Raw genomic sequence first — 23466 nt, forward strand, 5'->3', positions numbered from 1 at the left:
CCCGTACCTGCACCTCGCTCGCCCTCGCTTACTCCCCCCGCGCGGCCCGCCCCGTCGCCCGTACCTGTATCTCGCTCGCCCTCGCTTACGCCCCCCGCGCGGCCCGCCCCGTCGCCCGTACCTGCACCTCGCTCGCCCTTGCTTACGCCCCCCGCGCGGCCTGCCCCGCCACCCTCACCGCCTCCAGCACCGCTCTCCCGCAACAGCCGGTTCAAATAACGGCGGACTTCCCACCCTTTGCCCACCACGCGAAGCTGGTCTGGCGTCACATACGACTTCATCCCGATTCCCCCTCACCTATCCGAAAAGTTTGCTATAATGACATGTATGTGCGGATGGGACAAGTTATACCGGTCTGTCCGCGTCCATATAGCGAGACATTCCCTTACCGAGGAGCGAACCTGATCGATGAACAACAAATTCGAAGAGAAAACGATAAAGACCGACCCGATTTTCAAGGGTAAAATCATTTCCCTGCAAGTCGACACCGTGGAGCTGCCGAACGGCAACGTCGCTACGCGCGAAATCGTCAAGCATCCGGGAGCCGTCGCCGTACTGGCGCTATACGAAGACAAAATGATCGTAGTCGAGCAATTCCGCAAGCCGCTCGAGCGCAGCCTCGTCGAAATTCCGGCGGGCAAGCTGGATGCGGGCGAAGAGCTGCAAACGGCGGCGGAGCGCGAGCTCGTGGAGGAGACCGGGTTCACATCCCGCCGGGTCCGCCCGATCTGCTCGTTCTACACGTCGCCCGGCTTCGCCGATGAAATTCTCCACTTGTTCCTCGCCGAGGACCTCCAGGCTGGAGAGGCGCGTCCGGACGAGGACGAGTTCCTGGACCTGGAGTTCCTTACGCTGGAGCAGGCGCAGGCGTATATCGCGGAAGGCCGCATCCGCGACGCCAAGACGATCGCCGCCGTGTATGCTTGGCAAGTGTACCAGTTGACCGGCCGGATCTAGCCCGATGAGGCAGACAACCACGCTTCACGTCGAAACCGGGCACGAACGGTCGCATCTGCCTACCTACTACGTCGACCTGCACATCCATATCGGCCGGACCGAGAAGGGCAGCCCGGTCAAGATCAGCGGCAGCAAAGACTTGACGTTCTACAACATCGCCCGCGAAGCATCGGAGCGCAAAGGCATCGACATCGTCGGCATCATCGACTGCCATTCGCCAGTAGTGCAGGACGAAATTATGGATTACTTGCACCGAGGCGAGATGGAGGAGTTCGAAGGAGGCGGCATCCGCTACCGCAACACGACCGTGCTGCTCGGCAGCGAGATCGAGGTGAAGGATCCGGGCTGCGGCGCCGCCCATCTGCTGGCCTACCTCCCGACGCTCGGCGAGATGCAGCACTTTACCCGCTGGATGTCCCGCGCGATGAAAAACGTTGAGCTGAGCTCGCAGCGGCTGTATGTGACCGCACGCGAGCTGCAGCGTGAAGTAATCGATCGCGGCGGGCTGCTTATCCCGGCGCATATTTTCACCCCGTACAAAAGCGTGTACGGGAGCGCGGCACCGCGTATGGAGCAGCTGCTCGACCTCCAGCACATCGCCGCCGTCGAGCTGGGGCTAAGCGCGGACACGGAGATGGCCGGCTGCTTGTCGGAGCTGGACGGGATTCCGTTCGTCACGAATTCCGACGCCCACTCGCTGCCGAAGATCGGCCGCGAGTACAACCGGCTCACCATGCGGCAGCCGACGTTCACAGAGCTCGCGCATGCACTCGCAGGTCGCGACGGACGCGGGATCGACGCCAATTATGGGCTCAACCCGCATCTCGGCAAGTATCACCGCACCTATTGCGCGTCATGCGAAACCGTGCTCGGCGCCGGCCATCCGCAAGGCGAACGCTGCCCTCTGTGCGGACACGCCAAGTTCGTGCGAGGCGTCATGGACCGCATCGTGGACATCGCCGACCGCTTGGAGGCGCCGCCTGTACTAGCCGTCAACAGGCCGCCCTATCACTATCAAGTGCCGCTGGAATTTATCCCGGGCCTGGGGCCGAAGAAGCTCGCCGCTCTGCTGGACCGCTTCGGCACGGAAATGCATGTGCTGCATAAGGCGGAGCCCGCAGAGCTGGTCACAACAATAGGCGAGGAGACGGCCGGCTACATCATGCAGGCGCGACGGGGCGAGCTGGCTATCGATGCCGGCGGCGGCGGACGGTACGGCAAAGTCGCGACGTCGTCCCGCTAAATGTTGCACCAATTCGATTCTTCATCTTCTGCGTCATAGTTTCTCCGCTAGATTCATATACTTGGTCGAAGAGAGTCGGACAAGTATCGTCTGATGCAGGAGGAGGAACCGAACGATGAGCTGGAACAATCGGATGCGGTCGGACTTGAGGGAGCATTTGTCGCTGTATGTGTTCGTTGCGGTTCTGCTGGTTATGGGCATCGTATTCGGCGCTTTGATGGTGAACGCCTTGTCGGCGGAGCAGAAGGAGGAGCTGGGCCGCCATTTGGGCAGCTTCGTGCAGATGATCGATCAGGGTGCGGAAATCGGGGGCAAAGCCTCGCTGCAAGCCACGTTTCTCATACACTTGAAATGGCTGCTGCTTATCTGGCTGCTGGGGCTGTCGATCATCGGGCTGCCGTTTATCTTTTTGCTTGATTTTCTGAAAGGGGTGCTGCTCGGGTTTTCCGTCGGCGTCCTGGTGGGCGAAATGTCGTGGAAAGGGATGCTGTTCGCGCTCGTTTCGGTGGCGCCTCAGAATATGATCATTATTCCGGCGCTTATGATTTGCAGCGTATCGGCCGTTTCGTTTTCGCTCTACTTGATCAAAAATCGATTTTTGCAAAAAAAAGGAGCGCTGTATCCGCCCTTCGTGCGCTTTTCCTCGGTTACGCTCAGTATGATCGTGCTTCTGTTCGGAGTCTCGCTATTCGAGGCGTATTTGTCCCCGTCGCTTATGCAGTGGGTGACTCCGATGCTGACCGCTCTTGCGGAATAGGCCAAATCCTCCTATAATGTAAGCATGCGCAACTACGGCGACAATGCTCTAGGGGGGAAGAGTATGGAAGCACGAATCGACAAGATCAAGCAACAGCTCCAGTCGCAGGGCTACAAGCTGACACCCCAGCGCGAAGCAACCGTTCGCGTCTTGCTTGAGAATGAGGAAGACCACTTGAGTGCGGAAGACGTGTTCATGCTCGTCAAGGACAAGGCGCCGGAGATCGGCCTGGCCACGGTGTATCGGACGCTTGAACTGCTGAGCGAGCTGCATGTCGTGGAGAAGATGAATTTCGGCGACGGGGTAGCGCGCTACGACCTGCGGAACGAGGGAACGCATCACCACCATCACCATCTGATCTGCGTCAAATGCGGGGCGGTCGATGAGATTATGGAGGATTGGCTGACTTCGCTTGAAGAGCGATTGGCACGGGAATACAATTTCAAGGTGCACGACCATCGGCTCGACTTTCAAGGGATTTGTTATCGCTGCAATGAGAAAGCCGCTCGCGAGGCCGGCGAATCCAACGGTGGAACCGAATAAGCAGCCCATCAAGCAAGAAGCCCGGCATGCCAACTGGCAGCCAGGGCTTCTTGTGCATTAGACGGGGGAAACAGGCACATGATCGTTATCGTTAGCCGGAGCAGCGGCGTTCAGCGCCTGCAGCGAAATCTCGGTATCGCCTGCGGGCAGATCGAGCGTGAGCTCCACTAGCGTATGACCGAATCGGCGGACTTGACGAACGGAACCTACGGTTGGAAGCTCCGCAACAGGAGCATTCAGCAACAGGGTGACGGATGCGAGCGCGCCATCGCTGGTCAGGACAAGCTTCCCGGTTTCCGGGCGGACCGATACGCCTCTGCGGGCATCGAGCCATTCCTGGATTTGACGGCTGGTCCACCAGTCCAACCCTTGGCTGCGCCCGTAGTCGACAAGCTCGAGCAGCGCCGGCTTCACTTCGGGGCTTCGTTCAATCAGCGTAGGGTGGAACAGGAAATGGGCCACTCCATACACCTCGCGCGAACGTTTCAGGATCGATCGGGCTTCGTTCATCGTGCAGCGGAGAGGGAAAGGCGGGTCCCAGGCCAGAGTAAGCATGCTGTAGAGCGGGAACAGGCGGTTTCGCCCGGCGCCTCCTTCGGCGACCGGTCGGAACGGGTGACAGGTGCCGCATAGGAAGCCTTTGTTGCCTTGTTTCGTCCCGCCTCTGGATTGCTCGACCCGGATGCCGGCGCGTTCGCACCATTCGTAAAATTCCGAGTACCCTTCCCAGCGCAAAAAATGGTTTTTGTTCGTAAGGATCGGATCGGGAATTGCGATGGTTTGTCTGATCGTGTCCAACTGGGCGACGAATTCCGCTTCCTCCCAGCAGCCGCCTTGCGATTCCAGCGCATTGTAATGGAAGGCGGGTTCATGGCCTTCACTCTCGATCCGGGACATGATCGTGCGATCGTAGCCCGGCGCAATAATGCACCATGTGGATCGGACCTTGGCCTCGGCCAAACTATCCAGCATCAGCTGAGCGGCGGTCGGGAAATTGCCGTCGGTATCGTGCGAAATATGGCCGATACCGGGGAGCCCGCCCGGCCAGAACCAGACCTGCGCCAGCGGCAGGCGAAGCCGTTCATGGCAGGAGTAGAGCAGATGCCCGAGTACGATTCGGAACTCATCCAAGATCGGGTGCAGGAAAAAAGGCGTCTCCTCGCCGTCCGCGCAGCCTCGATCCTGGGTCCAGTCGAGCAGGCAGGCATCGTCCGTCTTCAAGACGTGATCGTTGATCAGCGCTGAGCCGTCTGGGGAAGGCAAGCCGTCTTTCCAAACCGGAAGCCCCTGCTGCAGAAGGATGAATGTTCTTGGAAGATCTACGCACAAGCAGGCCGCCAAGCCGGATTGAACAGGCCGGAGCGTGTAGGCGGGATAGGAGCTGCCGGTTGCATGCGGAAGCAGAAGCTCCCCATAGACGGTGGGACAATCGCGCGGCTCGACAAGCCTCCCCCCGAAGAAGCGGAAGGAGCTGTGCAAGCCTTCGGCAACCGGGGCGTCGCCCCAGTCGATACGGCCTTCTTGCACCTTGGACAAGGAGACGACGCCGAGAACGGCGTCCAGACCGAAAGTGTCGCCTATAGTCAAGATGCCGTTCCCAGCTTCGCAATACGCTCGGATGGCTGCAATTGCCTGCGTTCCATTGTCCAGTGTCAGGACGATCGTCAGTCCCGGAGGAAGGCGGCGGAGCCAGGACTCCGTGCTGTAGACAGTATGTGAGAAGCCTAACTGATGCAGAAGCTCCATAAAATAATGGCCGTAGTGTGGACTTCCTTGCTCCCACGCCTGGAAAGCCTTGTGTTCGTCCCAAATGACATGAATCATACAATCTCCCTCTTCCCTGTAAAATGTTTCTCTCTAGTGATAACATAATGATTATAAGTAAATGATAAGATAATAACATCATAAAATCGCCAAGTTCGTTTGTCAATCCATCACTTACGCGGGGCATGGGGCGAGCCGGGCAAACAAAAACGCTCATGCGGGCATGAGCGCGAAATGCATTCGTCTCTATTCGTCAAGGCGAAACTGTCTTATGAAACGCCTGCAGCTTGGCATACACATTCTCGACAGGCTCCACATGAGCCCACATTAGCGCCAGCTCTTGGTCGAGGGCCGCCAGCTCCTCGTAGCTCATCCCCAGGTCGCTGAGCAGCTTCATATGCGGCGTAAGCTCCTCGAACAAATAATAGGCCGAGCCAAGCACGGGACTATGGTCGTTTTTGCGGGAGGCTGCGATCGTGCTTCTGGCCGGAATGGAGCAGCTGTTCAGCTTGATGAACGCTTGCATCGAATCGGACAACACGTAGTCGATAAACGTATAGGCGGCTTCCGGAACCGTACAGGACGAGCTAATGCCGATTCCGGAGGCGAGGCCGTAAGCGGCTTCCTTGCTGACCCCCGGGAACTTCGCGATCTCCCAATCGAAATCGACATCCTTGAAGCGTTCGGTAAACATATAGGAGGTCAACACCATCGCTACTTTTTCCCTTAAGAACATCTCGTCTCCGAGCGCGGCCAGGCCGGTGGAATAAATCGGAGAAACCTGATGCTTGTACATAAGGTCCACCGTAAACTGGAGCGCTTCCGTCGTCCGTGTGTCAGGCTTGCCGTGCTCCTCCCGGCCGAAGCTCCCCCCGTTCTGGAGGACGAACAGCGGCCAACGATTCAACCCGGTGGCGAAGCCGAAGCCGAAGCGGTCGGTCGACTGGTCGGTCCGTTCGGTCAGCGACTTGGCGGCTTCGAGCAATTCGTCCCAGTTCCAAGAGCTGTTCGGCTCCGCAAGTCCTTTTCTACGGAACAAGCTTTTGTTATAAGCCAGTACGACGGGGGAGAAGGTGATCGGTGCGGCGTACCACTCCTCCCCAGCTTTATAAGCAGATGCCAATTTTCCGTAAATGTCGCCGGGCAGCGCATGCCGGATCGGCTGAAGAAACGATTGCAGGCCAAGACTCTGCATATAGAGGAAGTAGTTGTCCCCGATACCGATTAAGTCAGGCTTTACTCGGCCGACAAACAGCCCATCTGCGGAGGTGGAATTAATCACGCTTCGCGACACCTGCGTAATTTCGACTTTTACATGCTTGTGGACTTTATTGAACCGTTCGACCACTTCTGAGATAACCGGGTATTCCACCGATGGCATCAGCCAGAACAACTGCAAGACGGTGCACTGATTCTCCACTTCCCTCACGACGCTGCCCTTCCCCTTGAGCGTATGAATCAGCCCTTCGTCGGCCAGAGTAGCCAACACTTTGCGCACCGAAGGCTTGCTCAATTGATAGCGATCGATCAGTACCCGCTCAGGGGGAATATATTCGCCGGGCACCCATTCGCCGGAAATGATTTGCGACCGCAGATGCGTCAGCATCGCCGCGTACCTCTCGCGAAAAGTCATTCTGCTGATTTCGTTGGACAACTGCAGAACCTCCTACGTCGATAGACCTCTCCTACCGAACGGCGATAAGGAGGCATTATCTGGAACTCAACTTGTTATTATTATGGTAATCCATGCTTGTACGAATAGCAATAGCTGCCGAGCGGAACATGCGAGCTCGTGCATTCCATTTACCAAGCATCGCCGGGCCGCTTGATCGCGACATTATCGAAATGAGCTTTGCCGCCGTTCACGGAGAAGTCGTTGTGCCCCACATAGATGCTCACCTGATTCGACGCGTTGGCAGGCGAGGTGAACGACACGGAGTGCGTTTGCCAGGACGTATTCGAGAAATTGTAGCTTTGAAGCGTCGTACCGCTCGTCGCGTCCACGATCCATACTTTCCCTCCAGCCGCGCTGCCGTCCGTCTTGGCGTCGAAGGTGAGCACATAGCTGGTAGAAGCCATGTACCCGCTCCAGTTCTGATACGCCTTCTGCCAGGACGTCCCGTTCGAGACAAGCGTCAGTCCATATTTGCCGGCACGCTTATTGGAGCTGTCCAGATAGGCGGTGGCGGATGTGGCTTGCGAACGATTCCAGCGGACCGGTAATGTAGCATCGTTCTTGGAGGGCCATTCAAATCCTCGATTGGCCAGCTTGGCGGGATCCCATTCCATCAGCTTGGCAATGACGAGCGCCTCCAGTTTGCGGCTAGGGGTGAGGGGAGCGTATAGACCGGCTCCGATCTCCCAGACCGTTTTGTCGAATTGGGCCAGCTCCATCCAGCCCGGCATATCATACGTCCACATAAAGTCCTGGCAAGCGGAGCCCTGCGAGCCGTCTACGTAATTATGCAGAAGCGGGCTCGATGTCGACTGGTTCCAGACCAACTCCGTCAGCGTGCGGGAGAAGCGCTCCATGTCGGTAGCGTTGAACACTTGCCCCGCCTGGTATAGCTCTATTGCCACGCTCAGATCGAGATTGGCATGCGAGATATCCTCTTTTTTGGCGTCGAAGGACAGGTATCCCCAAGAGTAGGCGGTTCCGGCTCCTGTAGAGACTGTGGCTAGATCGTTTTTGAAAAAGGTTCCCATTTTTTGCGCTTTGGTCAAGTAGCTGGAATTGCCGTTCAGTCCGTACATAATCGCCTGGAGCTCGGCCATGACCAGGAATTGATTGTAGGGAAGCGGGTTCAACACCGTAGCCGTCGAGAAAGTGTCGCGTGTGGTCGGCTCCCTGTAGTAGCCTTCTGTGGAGGAGACGTTCACCCATGTGTTGCCGACGTAGGAGCCCGAATCCTCCCATTTGGCCACGAGCTCGTTCTCTATAAACGTTTTGTAGGCATTGGCCGTTGTTGTATAGGAAGAAAGATTGGTCGAGTCGTCATAGACGAGCCGGATAAATTCCGCCATGACCGTTCCGATAATGCCGTCGTGAAGGATATAAGGGTAGTAGGCCGAAACCGCGACATTGTCGAAATAGGCGATGCCCCCCGCAACGGTGTAATCGTTATGGGCGAGCCAGAGCTGCAAAGTATGTCCGGCCGAGCCGGGCGTGACGAAATCGAATTCCACCGGCGCCCATGCGGTATTGTCGAATACGACGCTGCCCAATATGGCGTTGCTGTTGGAGGCGTCCACTACATAAGCGCGTCCCTTGGCGGCCGAGCCGTTCGTTTTCGCGTCGAAGCGGACGTTATACTTTTTCCCGGGTTCATAAGTGCCCAAGGGCTGATAGAGCTTTTGCCAGGAAACGGCGTTTGTCTTGAGCACGAAGCCCTGGGTATCTCCGCCGCATACGGCGGTAGAGGGCTTGTAATCGCCGCTTGTTGCCGAGCGATAGGCCGTTGTTGAAGTGGACTGAGAGCGAGTCCAGCCAGCGGGCAGGGTAGCGTCGCCCGAGGCGGCGCTGGCAAATGTGCCGTTGGTCGCCAAGTTGGGCGAATACCATTTCGATTCCCAGCCGAGATAACCGTCTCCGTACAAATCTTGTGCATTGGATTTGACCCGGTTCGCACGCGTGACGAACTTGTCCAGCCAGCCCGTATCCAGCGAAGACTGATACAGAGACAGGAAGCTGCGCAGCATATAGCTTTCCTGGAAGGCGAGCACCCCGGAGTCCAAGCTATAAGAAGTATCCGGATTGAGGGTGGAGCCGCCGGTTTCGAAAGCGACATACTTGTCGTACCACGGATTGCCGGATGCAAGAGCGGGCAGAGCGGAAGAGGACCAAATGCAGAGGGCGGCGGCGATCGCGAGCCCTTTTTTGAGCAATCGAATTTTCCTCATTACGATATCTCCTTTTATCCTATTGGATGGTTAGAGCGGGATCCATTGCCCGGCATTTTGACGGCTGGCGTTGGCCGACTCCAGAAAACGCACGATTTCCAGGGAAAGCGAGAGGAGGACGGGAGCGGCTCCGCCTTCGGCCATATGCAAGAAGTCTATGAGTAACTGCTGATACGCTTCGGAAGACTGCTGTCCGAGTATATCCACGGACACAGCTCCTTCAGGGCGGTGGAGCAAGGCGTGGAACTTGGGGCAGCCGGCGCGGTTCCCGCGTACGGTTCCGATGCGGCCGTCTTCCCATAGGCCCGTGACCCACTCGTGCTGCTCGGTCGAGACAGCCGATACTTGCTTGCATCCGGGCCCCATGACGGCAAATAACACCTCGACGGTATGAATGCCGTACCAGAACAACCCGTTCTGAGTCGGCTCAAGCGACATGGGCCCGCTGATGTCGGCGCCGAACCAGCCTCCCGACGGCTCGTTGTCCAGGACGAGCCGAAGCGGAGGCCCGTACCGAACGGCCGAACAAGTAAACATCGGCATGCCGTATTGCTCGGACAACCGGATCATTTCCAGGGCGTCTTCGGCTTGCAGGGCGAACGGTTTGTCGACATAGACCGGTTTGCCGTAGGGGGCGATGGCGGCAATCAGCTCCCGGTGGGAGCGGCCGTCTACCGCGGTCAGCAGGATGGCGTCGCAGGAGGCGGCTACTTCCTCCGGGGTATCCAGCAACCGGATGCCGAAGCGGTCTTGAAGCTCGGCCGCAATGCCCGGCACGCGAGACCAGCTCAAGTCGAAGTCCGGCGACCCGCCCGCATAGGCGACCGTCACCGTGCCGCCCGGCACGTGGCAACGATGCGCAGGGTCGTTCAGCATCGAAGCGAACGTCGTGCAGTGGGACGTGTCAAGGCCAATCATGCCAATTCGCAAGGGAGTCGCGGTCATGATATACAAGTGCCCCTTCCTTATAGGTGTTGACTATATGCAGAGAACAGTCTGCTCGCTTGCGAAACAAGACGAGATCGGCCGGGGCGCCGACGGTCAGACCGTGTTTCGCATCGATTCCAATGAATGCGGCGGGCGTCACCGAGCACATGTTCCAGGCTTTGCCGAGGCTGGACAGTCCGGTACGGACCAAGTGCCGGATGACGGCCGGCTGCATTTGCGCCGAGCCGGCGAGGAAGGCCGGGTTGGCGGCCAGATGCAGCCGGCCCTCCGGCGTCAAGCGTACCCGTCCGCCGGCATCGGTTTCATATTCGCCGGGAGGAAGCCCGCTGACGAATGAAGCGTCCGTCGTCACAAGCAGCCGTTCCTCTTTGACCTTCATCATCACGTTCAACACCGATTCCGGCAGATGATGCCCGTCGGCAATGACGCTGGCCCAGAGCCGGTCTTCGGCTAACTGCTCCCAAATGTAGTTCGGGTGGCGCGGCAGCATAAGATGGGAGCCGTTGCCCAGGTGGGTGGACAGCTGTGCGCCGGCATCCGCAGCGCGGCGGATTTGCTTCGGTGTCGCAGCGGTATGCCCGATCGCGACCTTCACCCCCGAGAGAACGCAGCTCCGAATGAACTTGTCGCTCTCGGGCCATTCCGGCGACAGCGTCAGCAGCTTGATCCGCCCCTCCGCCGCTTCCTGCCAGGCGCAGAACAGCTCCCAATCCGGCGGACGGATGAAGGCTTTCCCATGAACGCCTCTCGGTCCGTCCTCCGGAGAGAGGAACGGGCCTTCCAGTTGGATGCCCTGTATCGCTCGCTCTGCATCGGGGTCTTGACGGCAACAGCTGGCGATCACGCTAAGGGAATGAGCGATCGATTCCGGCTCATGGGTCACAATGGTTGGGTAGTAGGACGTTACCCCTTCTCTCCAGAGCAATCGGCTCACTTCGGAGAACAACCGCTCGGATACCGGAGGGGTTGTAAAATCACGCCCTGCGAACCCGTTGATCTGGATATCCACGAAGCCGGGACCGATGTATAGCCTCTCCTCGGAAGAGCAGGCATGATCCCGGGGGTCCAGCTCCTCTATGGCCGTGAGCCTGCCGTTCTCGATGGCAACCGATACGGGGGCCGAGCTCTCGTAATGCCAAGCGGTCAACCGCTCCGTACGCTCAGCCATTCGGCCACCTTCCCGATGCCGGCGGCGATTTCATCGGCGTCCTCGTCTGTTAGGAGCGGACTGATCGGGACGAACACGGTACGCGGGATCAGGTTTTCCGCCGTCGGGCATAGTCCGTCCCGGTAAACGACCGGCTTCTTGAACGGATAGCTGAACGGGAAATTGTCGCGTTCGATAGTACGCTGATGCCAAATTTGCGGTTGCTTGTATACGGGTTGGCCGCCGTACAAAACAAAGCTGTTGATATTCTCGGCCTGCAGGGCGTATGAGAACCGTTCAGCTTCGGCGGCATCGGGCAGAATCAGGCCCAAGTTGGAGCCAAGGTCGCCCGATTCGTCGGGGGAGTAGCGGAATTCCAGCCCCTCGTGGCGGGAGGACAAGGCGGCTCGAATCTGCTTGTGATGCTTTCGCATCGACTGGGTGATCGTATCCAGCTTGCTCCACTGCTCCAGCATGACCGAACCGGTAAGCTCGCTCATCCTGTAATTTTGACCGGCAAATGCACCGAGTTCGTCAGGGGAGTCGAAGCCGTATCGGGTTCTCTCGCGAAGGCTGCCTTGATCGTGGTAACGAACCGCACGCTCGAAATAATCGGCACGCTTCATAACGACTGCGCCTCCCTCGCCGGCGGTAATCACCTTGTTCATCTGGAAGCTGAAGGCGCCTGCGTCGCCAATCGTCCCTTGATAACGGCCCCGGTAAACGACCCCGCACGATTGAGCGACATCCTCGATAACGGCAATTCCGTGTTTGCGGCCAAAAGCCATAATGGGATCCATATCACAGGGGGTCCCCAGAATCGGCACCGCGATAATCGCCTTTACTTCCTCGTCCATCGCCGCCTCCAACGCCAAGGGGTCGATGTTGAGGGAGCGATCGATATCGGCGAATACGGGCACCGCGTTGCAGCAAATGACGGCCGTCGCCGTCGCCAGGAAGGTGTTGGCGGGGACGATAACCTTGTCTCCCGCCCCTACGCCAACGGCGCGCAAGGCGACGATCAGCGCAGCCGTGCCGGATGTAACGCCCAGCGCGTAGGGAACTCCCAGCTTGTCGCGCATCGCATTCTCCAGCTGCAGAACGGTATGCTGAGGATTCGCCCCGTAATAACGAAAGGGGGATTGGGCTTGAATAATCCGCTCGCTGGCGGCCCGCTCCTCCTCTCCGAAAAGCATGGCGCCAGGATAATTGGGGGGGAGCGGCTGTTTCCTGGCGGGAGTACCGCCGTGAATAGCTAGAATGGACATAAATGGACCTCCAATAAAGTAGCGATAGTGGTTGCTGGGTGCTGTCTGTCTTCGTTGGGCTACCGAGGCCGCAGTCGATGAAATGCGGTTTCTACCTTATCCAAGTACTGCAAGGCGGCTTCTTCGATGGAGCGCAGCACGGCTTCCCCCTTCTCGGTCGAGGCGAGCTCGGGACGACCCCAAACTCCGCTGCGGGTCAACTCTGACGTGTCGAAGTAATCCATGTATTCCCGGGGATAAGGTGCATCCATGCAGTCTGCCTCTACTTCATGGACGAGCTCCGGGTACAAATGCAGCATAAGCGAGGTCTCCATCTCGCCGGCATGAATGTCGCAATCAGGCTGTTCGAGATGGCCGACATATGCGGAGGAGACATGAGTCAGCTCCAGCAATACGGTCGCCAGCTGGGGGTAGTCGCGGTTCAATTGCCTGACCGTCGGTTTCAGTATCCAGTTCCCGCCGTGAACGCTTAGTACGATCAGTCGGCGGAAGCCGGAGCTTGCCGCGCATTCGGCCATATCCTCCACGAGTCGGCCCAAAGTAGCGGCGCGCACATAGACGGTTCCTTTGCGGAGCCTGTGTTCGATGGAAGACGAAATCGGCATGGCGGGAAGCACATAAGCCCCCAAAACCTCGCCGATTCGATCCGCCCATTGTTGGACCAGCAGCCAATCGGTTCCGAGAGGGAGATGCCCGCCATGCTGCTCGATGGCGCCAATCGGCAAGATCATCGTATCGCACGTCGCTTCCTCAAGCTCGGTTGCCGTGTTGCGGCACGTCAGCTTGGTAGGGTTTCGGCGCTCACTGGGCCCGGTTGCCATAAATTCCTCCTTTCTGTCCGAACGGACAGTTAGTAATTATCTAGTTATTATCTTATTATCATGATGTACTTTTGGTCAATCTCTTTATTTATTCGTTGCGAATGGTTAGGTTATTGACAGTAATAACAACATGAATATAAAATGATAACAAGATAATAACAACATGTGTCTCGGAATGGGAACAAGCGCCATTCTTATGAATTGATTTGATTCAAGGGGGAGAAGCAAAATGAAATGGTTGAAAACGCTTTTAATCGGATCGATGGCAGGCACACTGGCCCTAACCGGCTGCTCGTCGGGAGGCTCTAAGGACGGCGCTGGCGCGTCGGCGACACCTTCGTCGTCATCGTCTTCGGCACCTCAGGGAACTGCCAAGCAGGAAAAGTTGAAGCTCAGCTTCTTTTTGTACGGGGCCAACAATGCCGTTCTGCCTAGCGGACAAGAAGACTTCGTCCGAGCGAAAATCGAGGAAAAGTTCAACGTGGAGCTCGTCGTGGAGAATATGACGGCTTCGACCGAACGCAAGACCAAGCTTACGGCCCGCATCGCTTCCGGCAGCGACGCGCCTGATTTGTTCCTCGTCTCGGGCACCGAGTCAGGCGAATTCATTACGCAGGGTGTCGTAGCCGACCTATCCGCTTATCTGAAGCCGGATAAAATGCCGAACTATTTCAAGTGGGTTACTTCCGAGGAATTGGGTCGATTCCAGATCCCTAAAAACTTCAATCGGGCTCCCATTCCCGTCGCCCCTAACAGCTACCCTTCCTATTGGATCCGCAAAGACTGGCTCGATAAGCTGAATTTGAAGGTTCCGACCAGCTATGAGGAATTGACCAGCGTCATGCAAGCGTTCTCCAAAAACGATCCCGACGGGAACGGCAAACCGGACACTTACGGCTACAGCCAAGCCGGCAACGGTACGAACGTGCTTGCTTATGCGCCTCAGTTCAAGAAGCATGGGCTGATCGGAGGGGCGTTCCTCGATAAAGACAACAATTTGCACGATGTGTATTCCGATCCGAAGATGGGGGCTGTGCTGGATGATCTGCGCGCCTGGATCAAGGATGGACTCGTCGACCCGGACTGGTTCCTGAGCAACGCGGCGAAAGTGAAGGAGAAGTTCGAGCAGGGCCGCATCGGCATGGTGTGGCTGAACGACGCGCGGATAGACGGATTTGAGTCGACTCCGGGCAACTATGCTACCAATCTGAAGAAGATCGTGCCAACCGCCCAAATCATTCCGATTCATCCGTTCCCCGGTACGCCGAACTGGGTGGGGAATTTGCCTAACACAGCGTTTCTGGTCAACAAAGCGACGGCTGACAAAGAACCGGCTAAGGTGCAGCGCATCATGCAAATTCTGGATTGGCTGGCGAGCGAGGAAGGGTACTTGCTGACCCACTACGGCATTCAGAACAAACACTATACGAAAACCGGCAACAAAATCGTCCTGAATCCGGACACGTTCAAAGCCGAAATTGTGAACAAAGGAAACTTTCTGTCCGTCTGGGGCTTCATGACGCCCGAATATCCATCCAAGCTGAATATGGAGGTGGAAGATCCGGCGCTTACCGAGAACGACCGCCAAGCTTTGAAGACGATTGGCTCCTGGCCGAACGCGCAAGGCTTCGGAACAAGCGTCGTGCCGCCGGCAGGCGTGAATTTGGCCGACTTCCGGACTCCGTTGTACAAAGCTCACGCCACACTGCTCTTCGATGAGAAAGATGCTTCCAAATGGCCGTCCATACGTGAAGAGCTGCTTACGAAATACAAAGGCCGCGAAATCTTCGAGGCTTATGTACAACAAATGCGGGCGGTCGGCATCCAAGTGAACGACTTCAAATAGCGGCTTTGCCAAGCCTCCCATTCCGTTCAATTCGCGGTGGGAGGTTTTTTTCTGTGAGATAGCGAAGTATAGTACCCAGCCATACAAGAAAACCTAAGCAAGGCGAATAACCGCGCAATCGAATGCTCTGAGCATACTATACAATATCCAGTGCCTCTATCGGATCGGGAAAGGGAGGTCGCGTGAGTGACTAGTCGGAATCGCTATACCATTGGCGTGCCGAAAGAGATCAAAAACAACGAGAATCGCGTCGCGCTGACGTCGGCGGGGGCGCATATGCTCCGGCTCGCGGGGCATGACGTGATCGTCGAGCGTGGAGCGGGGGAGGGCAGCGGCTTCACAGACGAGGAGTACCGCGAAGCGGGCGCGTCGGTAGCGGCGTCGGCGTCTGACGTCTGGGGCCAGTCGGATATGATCATGAAAGTGAAGGAGCCGATTCCGTCTGAATTCCAGTACTTTCGGGAAAATCAGCTTCTCTTCACATACTTGCATCTAGCCGCCGCCGGCGAGCTGACTCACGCGCTGATGGAGCGCAAGGTGACCGGCATCGCCTACGAGACGATCCAGCTGCCGAACGGCAGTCTGCCGCTCTTGACTCCGATGAGCGAGGTGGCCGGGCGGATGTCGGTGCAGGTCGGGGCGCAGTTCCTCGAGAAGCCGTTCGGCGGCCGAGGCATCTTGCTGGGCGGCGTGCCGGGCGTACCGCCAGGCATCGTCGTCATTCTAGGCGGCGGTATCGTCGGCACGAACGCGGCTAAGATGGCGCTCGGCCTAGGCGCCGACGTCGTCATCGTCGAGCGGAGCGCGGACCGGATGCGGGCGATCGACGATATTTTCGGCGGTCGGGTGAAGACGCTGATGTCGAACCCGCACAATATCGCTAGCGCGGTGCAGAAGGCGGACCTGCTCATCGGCGCGGTGCTTATCCCTGGCGCGAGAGCGCCGAAGCTCGTGAGCGAAGCGATGGTCTCGCAGATGAAGAGAGGCGCCGTCATCGTGGACGTCGCCGTCGACCAAGGCGGGACGATCGAGACGGTCGACCGGGTGACGACGCACAGCGACCCGACCTATGAGAAGCACGGCGTGATTCATTACGCGGTTGCCAATATGCCTGGAGCCGTGCCTCGCACTTCGACGCTGGCTTTGACGAATGTCACGATCGGCTATGCGCTCGAGCTCGCGAACAAAGGCTTCGCCGCCGCCGTTCAAGAAAATGCGCCGCTGAAGCTCGGCGTCAACACGTTCGGCGGCCATGTGACGCATCCGGCGGTGGCCGAGGCGGTCGGCGAGCCTTACGTGCCTTTGCCTTTCTAGCTAGCCCAACCGGTAACGCGTAGACAGGCAGTCATATCCGTCCGCAAGCCGTCATAAGCTTAGCCTAAACTAGCGGTGTGGACTGGGGGATGGGCGGCCATGATATTTTCCGTCAGAAGATGGCTGATCCGCGCAAAGTTTTTATTCCTTTTCGTCGTGCTGACGATTTCGGTGTACTGGCTGTTCCAGTGGATCGCGGGCTGGACGGAGCCGACGCAGCGATACCGGGAGCCTCACGGCCGCGCGGTGAAGGCGTTCGAGCACGAGCAACAGGTGATCTCGGAGAAAGGGACGCTCGCGGATCGGCTGCTATTTTTTTATTGGTATGGGGAATAACGGAAAGGGGCGGTCGGCAGGAATTCCGGAAGGTGCTGTGGAATGAGTTAGGAACACTCGGATGGAAGGACATGACCTCCATGAAACAGCACCTGCACGAATTTGTTCGCTATTTGTCCGATGAGAAACGGCTCGCGCCTAACACCTTGGAATCGTACGAGCGGGATTTGCTGCAGTATATCGAGTATTTGACGCAGCAAGGCGTTACCGCCCTGGAGGACACGAACAAAACGCATATCCACCAGTATTTGCACCGTCTGCGTCAGCTGGGCCGAGCGCCCGCATCGCTTTCCCGTATAATGGTGTCGCTCCGCAGCCTGTATCAATACTTGTGCAGACAGCGGATGCTTGCCGTCGATCCGACGGTGGATCTGGAATCGCCGAAGCCGGAGAAGCGGCTGCCCAAAATCATGACGATCGCCGAAGTCGAAGCGCTGCTGGAGTCGCCTGGCACTTGCACGCCTCCCGGCGTCAGGGACAAAGCGATGCTGGAGCTGCTGTACGCGACCGGCATTCGGGTGTCGGAGCTCATCTCGCTCGATGTGGGCGATATTCGGCTGGAGCTCGGCATTCTTCGTTGTCCGGGCGTCGGCTCGAAGGAACGCAACATTCCGCTTGGCGCGGTGGCGGTGCATTGGCTGTCGGCGTACTTGGAGTCGTACCGGTCGCAGCTGTTCAAGTCGGACAAGCCCGAGACGGCTTTGTTCCTCAATCATTTGGGCACGCGGCTGACCCGGCAGGGGTTCTGGAAAATATTGAAGCGGACCGCGTCGGAGGCCGGCATCGAGCAGGACGTCACGCCGCATACGCTGCGCCATTCGTTCGCCGCCCATCTGCTGGAGAACGGAGCGGACATCCGGGCCGTGCAGGAAATGCTCGGTCATGCCGGTCTGTCGACCACTCAAATGTACGTGCAGGTGAGCAAGCCGCGCATGAAGGACATCTACAATCAGACGCATCCTCGGGCTCGGATGAAGTAAGGCTAGACGCCTTGCTTGCCGTCCGGTTGTCCGGAGTGCGATCGGTATACAACGGGAAGCCAGGCCGCCGACGGCCGGCTTCTTTTTTGCAAACGCGCAAACGGCGTGAGATAATATGGGAAACCAAGGCAGGGGGCGTTACTTTTGACCTTTAAACGCATATGTTTGGTCGTCCTCGACAGCGTAGGCATCGGGGAGCTGCCGGACGCGGACAAGTTCGGCGACATCGGCTCCCACACGCTGGGCCATATCGCAGAGCGGAATCCCGGCTTCCGGCTGCCGCAGCTGGAGAAGCTGGGGCTAGGCAATATAGCGCCGCTGCCTGGGATGCCGCCGGCCGTCGAGGCGGAGGCGTATTACGCCAAGATGGCGGAGGCGTCGGTCGGCAAAGATACGATGACCGGCCATTGGGAGCTGATGGGGCTTCACATTAAGATCCCGTTCCAGACCTATCCGAACGGCTTTCCGCCGGAGCTGATCGATGCTTTCGTCGCGAAGACGGGTAGGCCTGTAATCGGCAACAAACCGGCATCCGGCACGGAGATATTGGACGAGCTGGGCGAAGAGCAGATGAAGACCGGCGCTTGGATTGTGTACACGTCCGCAGACAGCGTTATGCAGATCGCGGCGCACGAGGACGTCATTCCCCTCGAGGAGCTGTACGAGGCTTGCCGGATTGCGCGTGAGATGACACTCGGCGAGCATGCGGTAGGCCGTATTATCGCAAGGCCGTACAAGGGGAAGCCGGGCGCATTCGCGCGTACGCCGAACCGTCACGATTACGCGGTCAAGCCGCCGGAGCCTACCGTGATGAATGCGATTCAGGCTGCGGGACTAGCTTGCATCGCCATCGGCAAAATCAACGACATCTATTCAGGCGAGGGAGTTACCGCCGCTTACCATACGAAGAGCAACGAACACGGCATGGACGAGACGATCCGGGTGATGGGCGAGTCTTTCCACGGCTTGTCATTTACGAATCTGGTCGATTTCGACTCGTTATACGGGCACCGGCGCGACCCGCAAGGCTATGGCCGGGCGCTGATCGAGTTCGACCGGCGGCTGCCGGAGCTGATGGCGCGAATCGGAGAGCAGGACTTGCTCATTCTGACCGCCGACCATGGCAACGATCCGATTCATGCCGGGACCGACCATACGCGAGAGTATGTGCCTCTGCTCATCTGGAGTCCGGGGTTGAAGGGTGCTGGATCGCTGGGAATCAGGGCGACGTTTGCCGATTTGGGCGCGACGATTGCCGATAACTTCGGCGTGGCCGCTCCGAATAACGGCACGAGCTTTTTGGCGCAATTGAAGTAGCAAGCAGTACGACTATTGACGACGGAAAGGTGGGGGCAGCTTGAATCAACAGCAATTGGAAGAAGCCCGTGCATTTATCGAAGAGGAAATCCCGTACCGGCCGGAGATCGGGTTGATTCTGGGCTCCGGGCTCGGCATTTTGGCGGAAGCGATGGAAGATGTAACGGTCATCCATTATAGTGAGATCCCTCATTTCCCCGTATCCACCGTGGAAGGCCATGCGGGCGAGCTGCTGGTCGGGACGATTCAAGGCCGCAAGGCGATCATGATGAAGGGGCGGTTCCATCTGTACGAGGGTTATGACGCGCAGACGGTTTCGTTCCCGATGCGGGTCATGAAGGCGCTCGGCGTGAAGACGCTGATCGTCACGAATGCCGCCGGCGGCGTCAATACCGGCTATACGGCCGGCGATCTGATGGTGCTCCGCGACCATATCAACTTCATGTTCCGCAACCCGCTCATCGGTCCGAACGACCCGGCCTTTGGCGTACGTTTCCCGGACATGTCGCAGCCCTACGCCGAACGGCTTCGCCAGCTGGCGCATGAGGCGGCAGCCGAGCAAGGCTTGACGCTGCGCGAGGGCGTATATGCCGCCATGCTCGGACCAAGCTACGAGACGCCGGCGGAGATCCGCATGCTGCGTATGCTTGGCGCCGACGCCTTGGGCATGTCGACGGTGCCGGAGGTAGTGGCGGCGCGTCACGCCGGACTAGAGGTGCTCGGCATCTCCTGCATTACGAATATGGCGGCCGGTATCCTGAATCAGCCCCTGTCCCACGACGAGGTCATGGAGACGGCGGAGCGCGTGCGGGAATCGTTTCTCCAGCTTGTTGTACGCATCATCGGCAAATTATAAGCGATCATTTTTATTCGAGCGGAGGGTACTTGAATGGGACAAACGACACAGCACTCGCAGCAGCTGGAAGAAGCGGTACGATACATACAGAGCAAGCTGAACGGCTTGACGCCTGCTATCGGCATGGTGCTCGGCTCCGGACTCGGCGATTTGGCCCATGAGGTGGAGCAGGCGATTGCGATCCCTTATTCGGATATTCCGCATTTCCCGGTTTCGACTGTAGAAGGCCACGCCGGCCAGTTCGTTGTAGGCAAACTCGAAGGCAAAGCCGTCATCGTCATGCAGGGGCGATTCCACTATTACGAGGGGTACCCGTTCCAAAAAGTTGTTTTTCCTATCTATGTGATGAAGCTGCTCGGTGTAACTACCATTGTCATAACCAATGCGGCCGGCGGCATGAACCGGGCGTTCCGTCCGGGCGATCTGATGCTGATCAGCGACCATATTAATCTTACCGGCGATCATCCGTTGATCGGCCGGAACGATCCGAAGCTCGGCGTCCGTTTCCCGGACATGTCCGAAGCCTATGACCGGGAGTACCGGGCGCTCGCGCACCGGCTGTCCAGTCAAATCCGCGGTGACGACGGCGATCAGCTGGAGCTGCAGGAGGGCGTGTATTGCGGCATCAGCGGTCCTGCTTATATGACCCCGGCGGAGCTCAAGATGCTTGTTATTGTCGGAGGCGATGCGGTCGGGATGTCGACGGTAGGAGAAGTCATCGTTGCGCGGCATGCCGGTCTGAGGGTGCTGGGCATCTCGTGCATCACGGACATGGCGATCGGCGACGAGCTGGAGCCATTGACGCATGAGCAGGTGATGGCGGTTGCGAACAAGACGAAGCCGAAATTCATCGCGCTCGTCAAGGCGTTCGTCAGGGAAGTTTAGGCACGGCGACCGGGTACATAGATAGGGTAAAGATCGGTTAGGACGTACTGGATCGGGGGTAGGTGCTTCATGAGAACGGTGGATTTGATTCAGAAAAAACGAGACGGCGGCGAGCTGAGCCGGGAGGAGCTTGCTTTTCTCATCCAGGGCTACACGAGCGGACGCATTCCGGACTATCAGCTGTCCGCTTGGGCTATGGCGGTATACTTCCGGGGCATGTCCGCGCGGGAGACGGCCGACCTGACATTGGAGATGGCGGCTTCGGGCGACACGGTCGATCTGCACTCGATTGCCGGCGTGAAGGTGGACAAACATTCGACCGGCGGGGTCGGCGACACCGTCAGCCTTGTGCTGGCCCCCTTGGTCGCTGCGGCTGGAGTGCCGGTCGCGAAAATGTCGGGCCGCGGTCTCGGCCACACCGGCGGCACGATCGACAAGCTCGAAGCGATCTCCGGGTTCAAGGTGGAGCTGACGCAAGAGCAGTTCGTCGATCAGGTGAACCGCCATGGGGTGGCGATCATCGGCCAGTCTGGCAACATTACGCCGGCGGACAAGAAGCTGTACGGCTTGCGCGACGTTACGGCGACGGTCAACTCGATACCGCTTATCGCGAGCTCGATTATGAGTAAGAAGATCGCTTCCGGAGCCGACGCCATCGTGCTGGACGTCAAGACGGGCAGCGGCGCCTTCATGAAGACGCTGGACGACTCGATCGCGCTTGCTCAGGCTATGGTGGCGATCGGGACGGAGGTCGGACGGGAGACGGTTGCCGTCATCAGCAGCATGGACCAGCCGCTGGGCGTCGCCGTCGGCAACGCGCTGGAGGTTCGTCTGGCTGTAGAGACGTTGAAAGGGCACGGTCCCGCCGATCTCGAGGAGCTGTGCCGTACGCTAGGCTCGCATATGCTCGTGCTTGGAGGCAAAGCACTGGATACGGAAGAAGCGCGGGAGATGCTGAGCGAGCTGATCGCCAAGGGGTACGCGCTGAAGAAGTTCAAGGAATTCGTAGCTTGCCAGGGTGGATCGCCGTCCTTTATCGATCAGTATTCGCTTTTGCCGACGGCCAAGCATGTGGTAGCGGTTGAGGCGCCTGTCGCCGGCTATGTTGCGGCTATCGAGGCGGAGGGCATCGGCGTCAGCGCGATGCTGCTCGGGGCCGGCCGCGAGACGAAGGAGGCGGCGATCGATCTTGCCGCCGGGCTGCTGCTGAGGCGCAAGATCGGCGATCGGGTCGAAGCCGGCGAGCCGCTTGTCGAGCTGCACACGAACCGGACGGATCCGAAGCTGCTGGATGAAGTGAAACGCCGGGTTTTGGAGGCGTATCGGATTACGGATACGCCGGTTGAGCCGCCGCAGTTGATTTTGGCGGTTGTGACCAAGGATGGTGTGGAGCGAGTAGGCTAGGATTTAGTTGGGCTTGTCCGGGCAGTACGGTACGGGTCCGGGGAGTTTGCGGACCGGTGGGACTACACGGATTGTACGAACGGTTCGGTCGGAGGAGGAAAGCTGCTGTGAGCACGGAACGAAGAAAGGCGGAGCATATCCGGATCTCTCTGGAGGAGCCGGTCGCCGGACAAGGGGTTACTACAGGGCTGGAGCGGTACCGTTTCATTCATAACGCATTGCCGGAGGTCGATTTTCATGAAATCGACCTCTCTTCGCGTTTTCTCGGCAAGCCGCTCAAGGCACCGCTTGTGATCAGCTCGATGACGGGCGGGACGGCGGAAGCCGGCGTCATCAACCGGCATCTGGCGGGGGCGGCCGAACGATGCGGCTGGGCGATGGGAGTCGGCTCGGTCCGCGCGGCGATCGAGCAGCCGGAGCTGGCGGCTACGTTTCGCGTGCGCGAGGCGGCGCCTACGATTCCACTGTTCGCCAATCTCGGCGCCGTGCAGTTGAATTACGGCTATGGCCCTGAGGAGTGCCGGCGGGCGGTGGAGCTGCTGGAGGCGGATGGGCTCGTGCTCCATCTGAATGCGCTGCAGGAAGTGTTCCAGCCGGAAGGGAATACGAATTTCCGCTCGCTGCTCGGGCGGATTGAAGCCGTCTGCTCTGCTTTGACCGTGCCGGTCGGGGTGAAGGAGGTCGGTTGGGGCATCGACGGCGCAACTGCTCGCCGGCTGCTGGACGCCGGCGTCCACTTCATCGACGTCGCCGGCGCCGGCGGGACGTCGTGGAGCGAGGTCGAGAAGCGCCGCGCCGGGACCGACGCGCTCCGCCGCGAGGCCGCCGACGCCTTCGCCGACTGGGGCTTGCCGACGGCCGCCTGCGTGCGCGACGTGCGGCGGCTCGCTCCGGGCGCCTTCGTCGTCGCGAGCGGCGGGCTCGCGACCGGTGTCGACGCGGCGAAGGCGATCGCGCTCGGCGCGAACCTCGCCGGCTTCGGGCGCGGGCTGCTCGCCGCCGCCGTGGACGGCGAAGCAGCCGTCGAGCGCGTGCTCGAGCGCGTCGCGTTCGAGCTGCGGGCGGCGATGTTCGGCATCGGCGCACGGTCGGTCGCCGAGCTGCGCGGCACGCCCGCGCTTGTGCCGGCCGCGTCGCTACTGCCCTGAACGGAGGCGTGCTGGGAGTGGGGCTAGCCGGG

21 protein-coding genes are annotated in these 23466 nt (G+C 58.9%); 13 read left to right on the top strand and 8 right to left on the bottom strand.

The genetic code is table 11. From position 1 onward, the window contains the following. On the bottom strand, nucleotides 1-281 hold a 281-nt coding region (gene mciZ / locus PKO02S_RS21250; protein ID WP_127585912.1), incomplete at its 3' end, for a Z-ring formation inhibitor MciZ. Between the two features lie 127 nt (nucleotides 282-408). Between mciZ and PKO02S_RS21255 the strand changes: the two genes are divergently transcribed. The 4 genes from PKO02S_RS21255 (at nucleotide 409) to fur (ending at nucleotide 3500) form a co-directional block, all read left to right on the top strand. Further along, the gene (locus PKO02S_RS21255; protein ID WP_127585914.1) at nucleotides 409-957 is read left to right on the top strand and encodes an NUDIX domain-containing protein; all 549 of its coding nucleotides are present in this window, start codon (nucleotides 409-411) and stop codon (nucleotides 955-957) included. Nucleotides 958-961: 4 nt separating this feature from the next. Next, on the top strand, nucleotides 962-2200 hold the full coding sequence (locus tag PKO02S_RS21260) for an endonuclease Q family protein (protein WP_127585916.1): 1239 nt from the start codon (nucleotides 962-964) through the stop codon (nucleotides 2198-2200). Nucleotides 2201-2315: 115 nt separating this feature from the next. Next, nucleotides 2316-2957, top strand: coding sequence for a stage II sporulation protein M (gene spoIIM, locus PKO02S_RS21265; RefSeq protein ID WP_127585918.1), 642 nt, complete (start codon nucleotides 2316-2318; stop codon nucleotides 2955-2957). 63 nt (nucleotides 2958-3020) lie between these two features. Next, nucleotides 3021-3500: a ferric iron uptake transcriptional regulator gene (fur, locus tag PKO02S_RS21270; RefSeq protein ID WP_127585920.1), complete on the top strand. Its 480-nt coding sequence runs from the start codon at nucleotides 3021-3023 to the stop codon at nucleotides 3498-3500. A gap of 57 nt (nucleotides 3501-3557) precedes the next feature. On the opposite strand, the gene PKO02S_RS21275 is transcribed toward fur, so the two are convergent. From PKO02S_RS21275 to PKO02S_RS21305, 7 genes are all read right to left on the bottom strand, one after another. Continuing rightward, the gene (locus PKO02S_RS21275) at nucleotides 3558-5324 is read right to left on the bottom strand and encodes a polysaccharide deacetylase family protein (protein ID WP_127585922.1); all 1767 of its coding nucleotides are present in this window, start codon (nucleotides 5322-5324) and stop codon (nucleotides 3558-3560) included. A 193-nt stretch (nucleotides 5325-5517) separates the two neighbouring features. After that, complete coding sequence (locus PKO02S_RS21280) at nucleotides 5518-6918, bottom strand: extracellular solute-binding protein (protein ID WP_127585924.1); 1401 nt, start codon at nucleotides 6916-6918, stop codon at nucleotides 5518-5520. 149 nt (nucleotides 6919-7067) lie between these two features. Beyond that, nucleotides 7068-9164 (bottom strand): hypothetical protein, encoded by a 2097-nt coding sequence (locus PKO02S_RS21285; RefSeq protein ID WP_127585926.1) that lies wholly within the window; start codon nucleotides 9162-9164, stop codon nucleotides 7068-7070. 30 nt (nucleotides 9165-9194) lie between these two features. Continuing rightward, entirely contained in the window at nucleotides 9195-10109 is a 915-nt protein-coding gene (locus tag PKO02S_RS21290) for a Gfo/Idh/MocA family protein (protein WP_127585928.1), read from the bottom strand. After that, on the bottom strand, nucleotides 10069-11280 hold the full coding sequence (locus PKO02S_RS21295; RefSeq protein WP_127585930.1) for an N-acetylglucosamine-6-phosphate deacetylase: 1212 nt from the start codon (nucleotides 11278-11280) through the stop codon (nucleotides 10069-10071). The genes PKO02S_RS21290 and PKO02S_RS21295 overlap by 41 nt, the downstream gene beginning before the upstream one ends. Beyond that, a complete protein-coding gene (locus PKO02S_RS21300; RefSeq protein ID WP_127585932.1) occupies nucleotides 11256-12527 on the bottom strand; it encodes a DegT/DnrJ/EryC1/StrS family aminotransferase in 1272 nt (423 codons plus the stop codon). Before PKO02S_RS21300 ends, PKO02S_RS21295 begins: the two co-directional genes overlap by 25 nt. Nucleotides 12528-12586: 59 nt before the next feature. Beyond that, nucleotides 12587-13348 carry a creatininase family protein gene (locus tag PKO02S_RS21305; RefSeq protein WP_127585934.1) on the bottom strand — a complete coding sequence of 254 codons (762 nt, stop codon included), beginning with the start codon at nucleotides 13346-13348 and terminating at the stop codon, nucleotides 12587-12589. 229 nt (nucleotides 13349-13577) lie between these two features. On the opposite strand from PKO02S_RS21305, the gene PKO02S_RS21310 reads away from it, so the two are divergent. From PKO02S_RS21310 to fni, 9 genes are all read left to right on the top strand, one after another. After that, nucleotides 13578-15194, top strand: coding sequence for an extracellular solute-binding protein (locus PKO02S_RS21310; RefSeq protein WP_127585936.1), 1617 nt, complete (start codon nucleotides 13578-13580; stop codon nucleotides 15192-15194). Between the two features lie 186 nt (nucleotides 15195-15380). Continuing rightward, nucleotides 15381-16508: an alanine dehydrogenase gene (gene ald / locus PKO02S_RS21315; protein WP_246067167.1), complete on the top strand. Its 1128-nt coding sequence runs from the start codon at nucleotides 15381-15383 to the stop codon at nucleotides 16506-16508. Between the two features lie 99 nt (nucleotides 16509-16607). Then, the gene (locus PKO02S_RS21320) at nucleotides 16608-16844 is read left to right on the top strand and encodes a DUF4227 family protein (protein ID WP_127585938.1); all 237 of its coding nucleotides are present in this window, start codon (nucleotides 16608-16610) and stop codon (nucleotides 16842-16844) included. 80 nt (nucleotides 16845-16924) lie between these two features. Then, nucleotides 16925-17824, top strand: coding sequence for a site-specific tyrosine recombinase XerD (xerD, locus tag PKO02S_RS21325; RefSeq protein WP_127585970.1), 900 nt, complete (start codon nucleotides 16925-16927; stop codon nucleotides 17822-17824). A gap of 144 nt (nucleotides 17825-17968) precedes the next feature. Continuing rightward, nucleotides 17969-19141, top strand: coding sequence for a phosphopentomutase (gene deoB, locus PKO02S_RS21330; protein ID WP_127585940.1), 1173 nt, complete (start codon nucleotides 17969-17971; stop codon nucleotides 19139-19141). Between the two features lie 40 nt (nucleotides 19142-19181). Next, entirely contained in the window at nucleotides 19182-19997 is an 816-nt protein-coding gene (locus PKO02S_RS21335; RefSeq protein WP_127585942.1) for a purine-nucleoside phosphorylase, read from the top strand. Nucleotides 19998-20030: 33 nt separating this feature from the next. After that, nucleotides 20031-20882, top strand: coding sequence for a purine-nucleoside phosphorylase (locus PKO02S_RS21340; protein WP_127585944.1), 852 nt, complete (start codon nucleotides 20031-20033; stop codon nucleotides 20880-20882). A gap of 69 nt (nucleotides 20883-20951) precedes the next feature. Further along, entirely contained in the window at nucleotides 20952-22286 is a 1335-nt protein-coding gene (locus PKO02S_RS21345; RefSeq protein ID WP_127585946.1) for a pyrimidine-nucleoside phosphorylase, read from the top strand. A 56-nt stretch (nucleotides 22287-22342) separates the two neighbouring features. Beyond that, complete coding sequence (fni, locus tag PKO02S_RS21350; RefSeq protein WP_246067168.1) at nucleotides 22343-23434, top strand: type 2 isopentenyl-diphosphate Delta-isomerase; 1092 nt, start codon at nucleotides 22343-22345, stop codon at nucleotides 23432-23434. Nucleotides 23435-23466: the final 32 nt, after the last annotated feature.

The sequence above is a fragment of the Paenibacillus koleovorans NBRC 103111 genome, from assembly GCF_004000845.1.
Classification (GTDB): Bacteria; Bacillota; Bacilli; order Paenibacillales; family NBRC-103111; genus Paenibacillus_AA; species Paenibacillus_AA koleovorans.

What these genes read in the sequence shown, in the direction of transcription:
- spoIIM (WP_127585918.1), top strand. Translation starts at nt 2,316, where the DNA reads ATGAGCTGGAACAATCGGATGCGGTCGGACTTGAGGGAGCATTTGTCG.
- PKO02S_RS21310 (WP_127585936.1), top strand. Translation starts at nt 13,578, where the DNA reads ATGAAATGGTTGAAAACGCTTTTAATCGGATCGATGGCAGGCACACTG.
- PKO02S_RS21275 (WP_127585922.1), bottom strand. Translation starts at nt 5,324, where the DNA reads ATGATTCATGTCATTTGGGACGAACACAAGGCTTTCCAGGCGTGGGAG.
- xerD (WP_127585970.1), top strand. Translation starts at nt 16,925, where the DNA reads ATGAAACAGCACCTGCACGAATTTGTTCGCTATTTGTCCGATGAGAAA.
- PKO02S_RS21290 (WP_127585928.1), bottom strand. Translation starts at nt 10,109, where the DNA reads ATGACCGCGACTCCCTTGCGAATTGGCATGATTGGCCTTGACACGTCC.
- PKO02S_RS21340 (WP_127585944.1), top strand. Translation starts at nt 20,031, where the DNA reads ATGGGACAAACGACACAGCACTCGCAGCAGCTGGAAGAAGCGGTACGA.
- fur (WP_127585920.1), top strand. Translation starts at nt 3,021, where the DNA reads ATGGAAGCACGAATCGACAAGATCAAGCAACAGCTCCAGTCGCAGGGC.
- PKO02S_RS21285 (WP_127585926.1), bottom strand. Translation starts at nt 9,164, where the DNA reads ATGAGGAAAATTCGATTGCTCAAAAAAGGGCTCGCGATCGCCGCCGCC.
- PKO02S_RS21255 (WP_127585914.1), top strand. Translation starts at nt 409, where the DNA reads ATGAACAACAAATTCGAAGAGAAAACGATAAAGACCGACCCGATTTTC.
- PKO02S_RS21345 (WP_127585946.1), top strand. Translation starts at nt 20,952, where the DNA reads ATGAGAACGGTGGATTTGATTCAGAAAAAACGAGACGGCGGCGAGCTG.
- PKO02S_RS21320 (WP_127585938.1), top strand. Translation starts at nt 16,608, where the DNA reads ATGATATTTTCCGTCAGAAGATGGCTGATCCGCGCAAAGTTTTTATTC.
- PKO02S_RS21305 (WP_127585934.1), bottom strand. Translation starts at nt 13,348, where the DNA reads ATGGCAACCGGGCCCAGTGAGCGCCGAAACCCTACCAAGCTGACGTGC.
- PKO02S_RS21295 (WP_127585930.1), bottom strand. Translation starts at nt 11,280, where the DNA reads ATGGCTGAGCGTACGGAGCGGTTGACCGCTTGGCATTACGAGAGCTCG.
- PKO02S_RS21300 (WP_127585932.1), bottom strand. Translation starts at nt 12,527, where the DNA reads ATGTCCATTCTAGCTATTCACGGCGGTACTCCCGCCAGGAAACAGCCG.
- PKO02S_RS21260 (WP_127585916.1), top strand. Translation starts at nt 962, where the DNA reads ATGAGGCAGACAACCACGCTTCACGTCGAAACCGGGCACGAACGGTCG.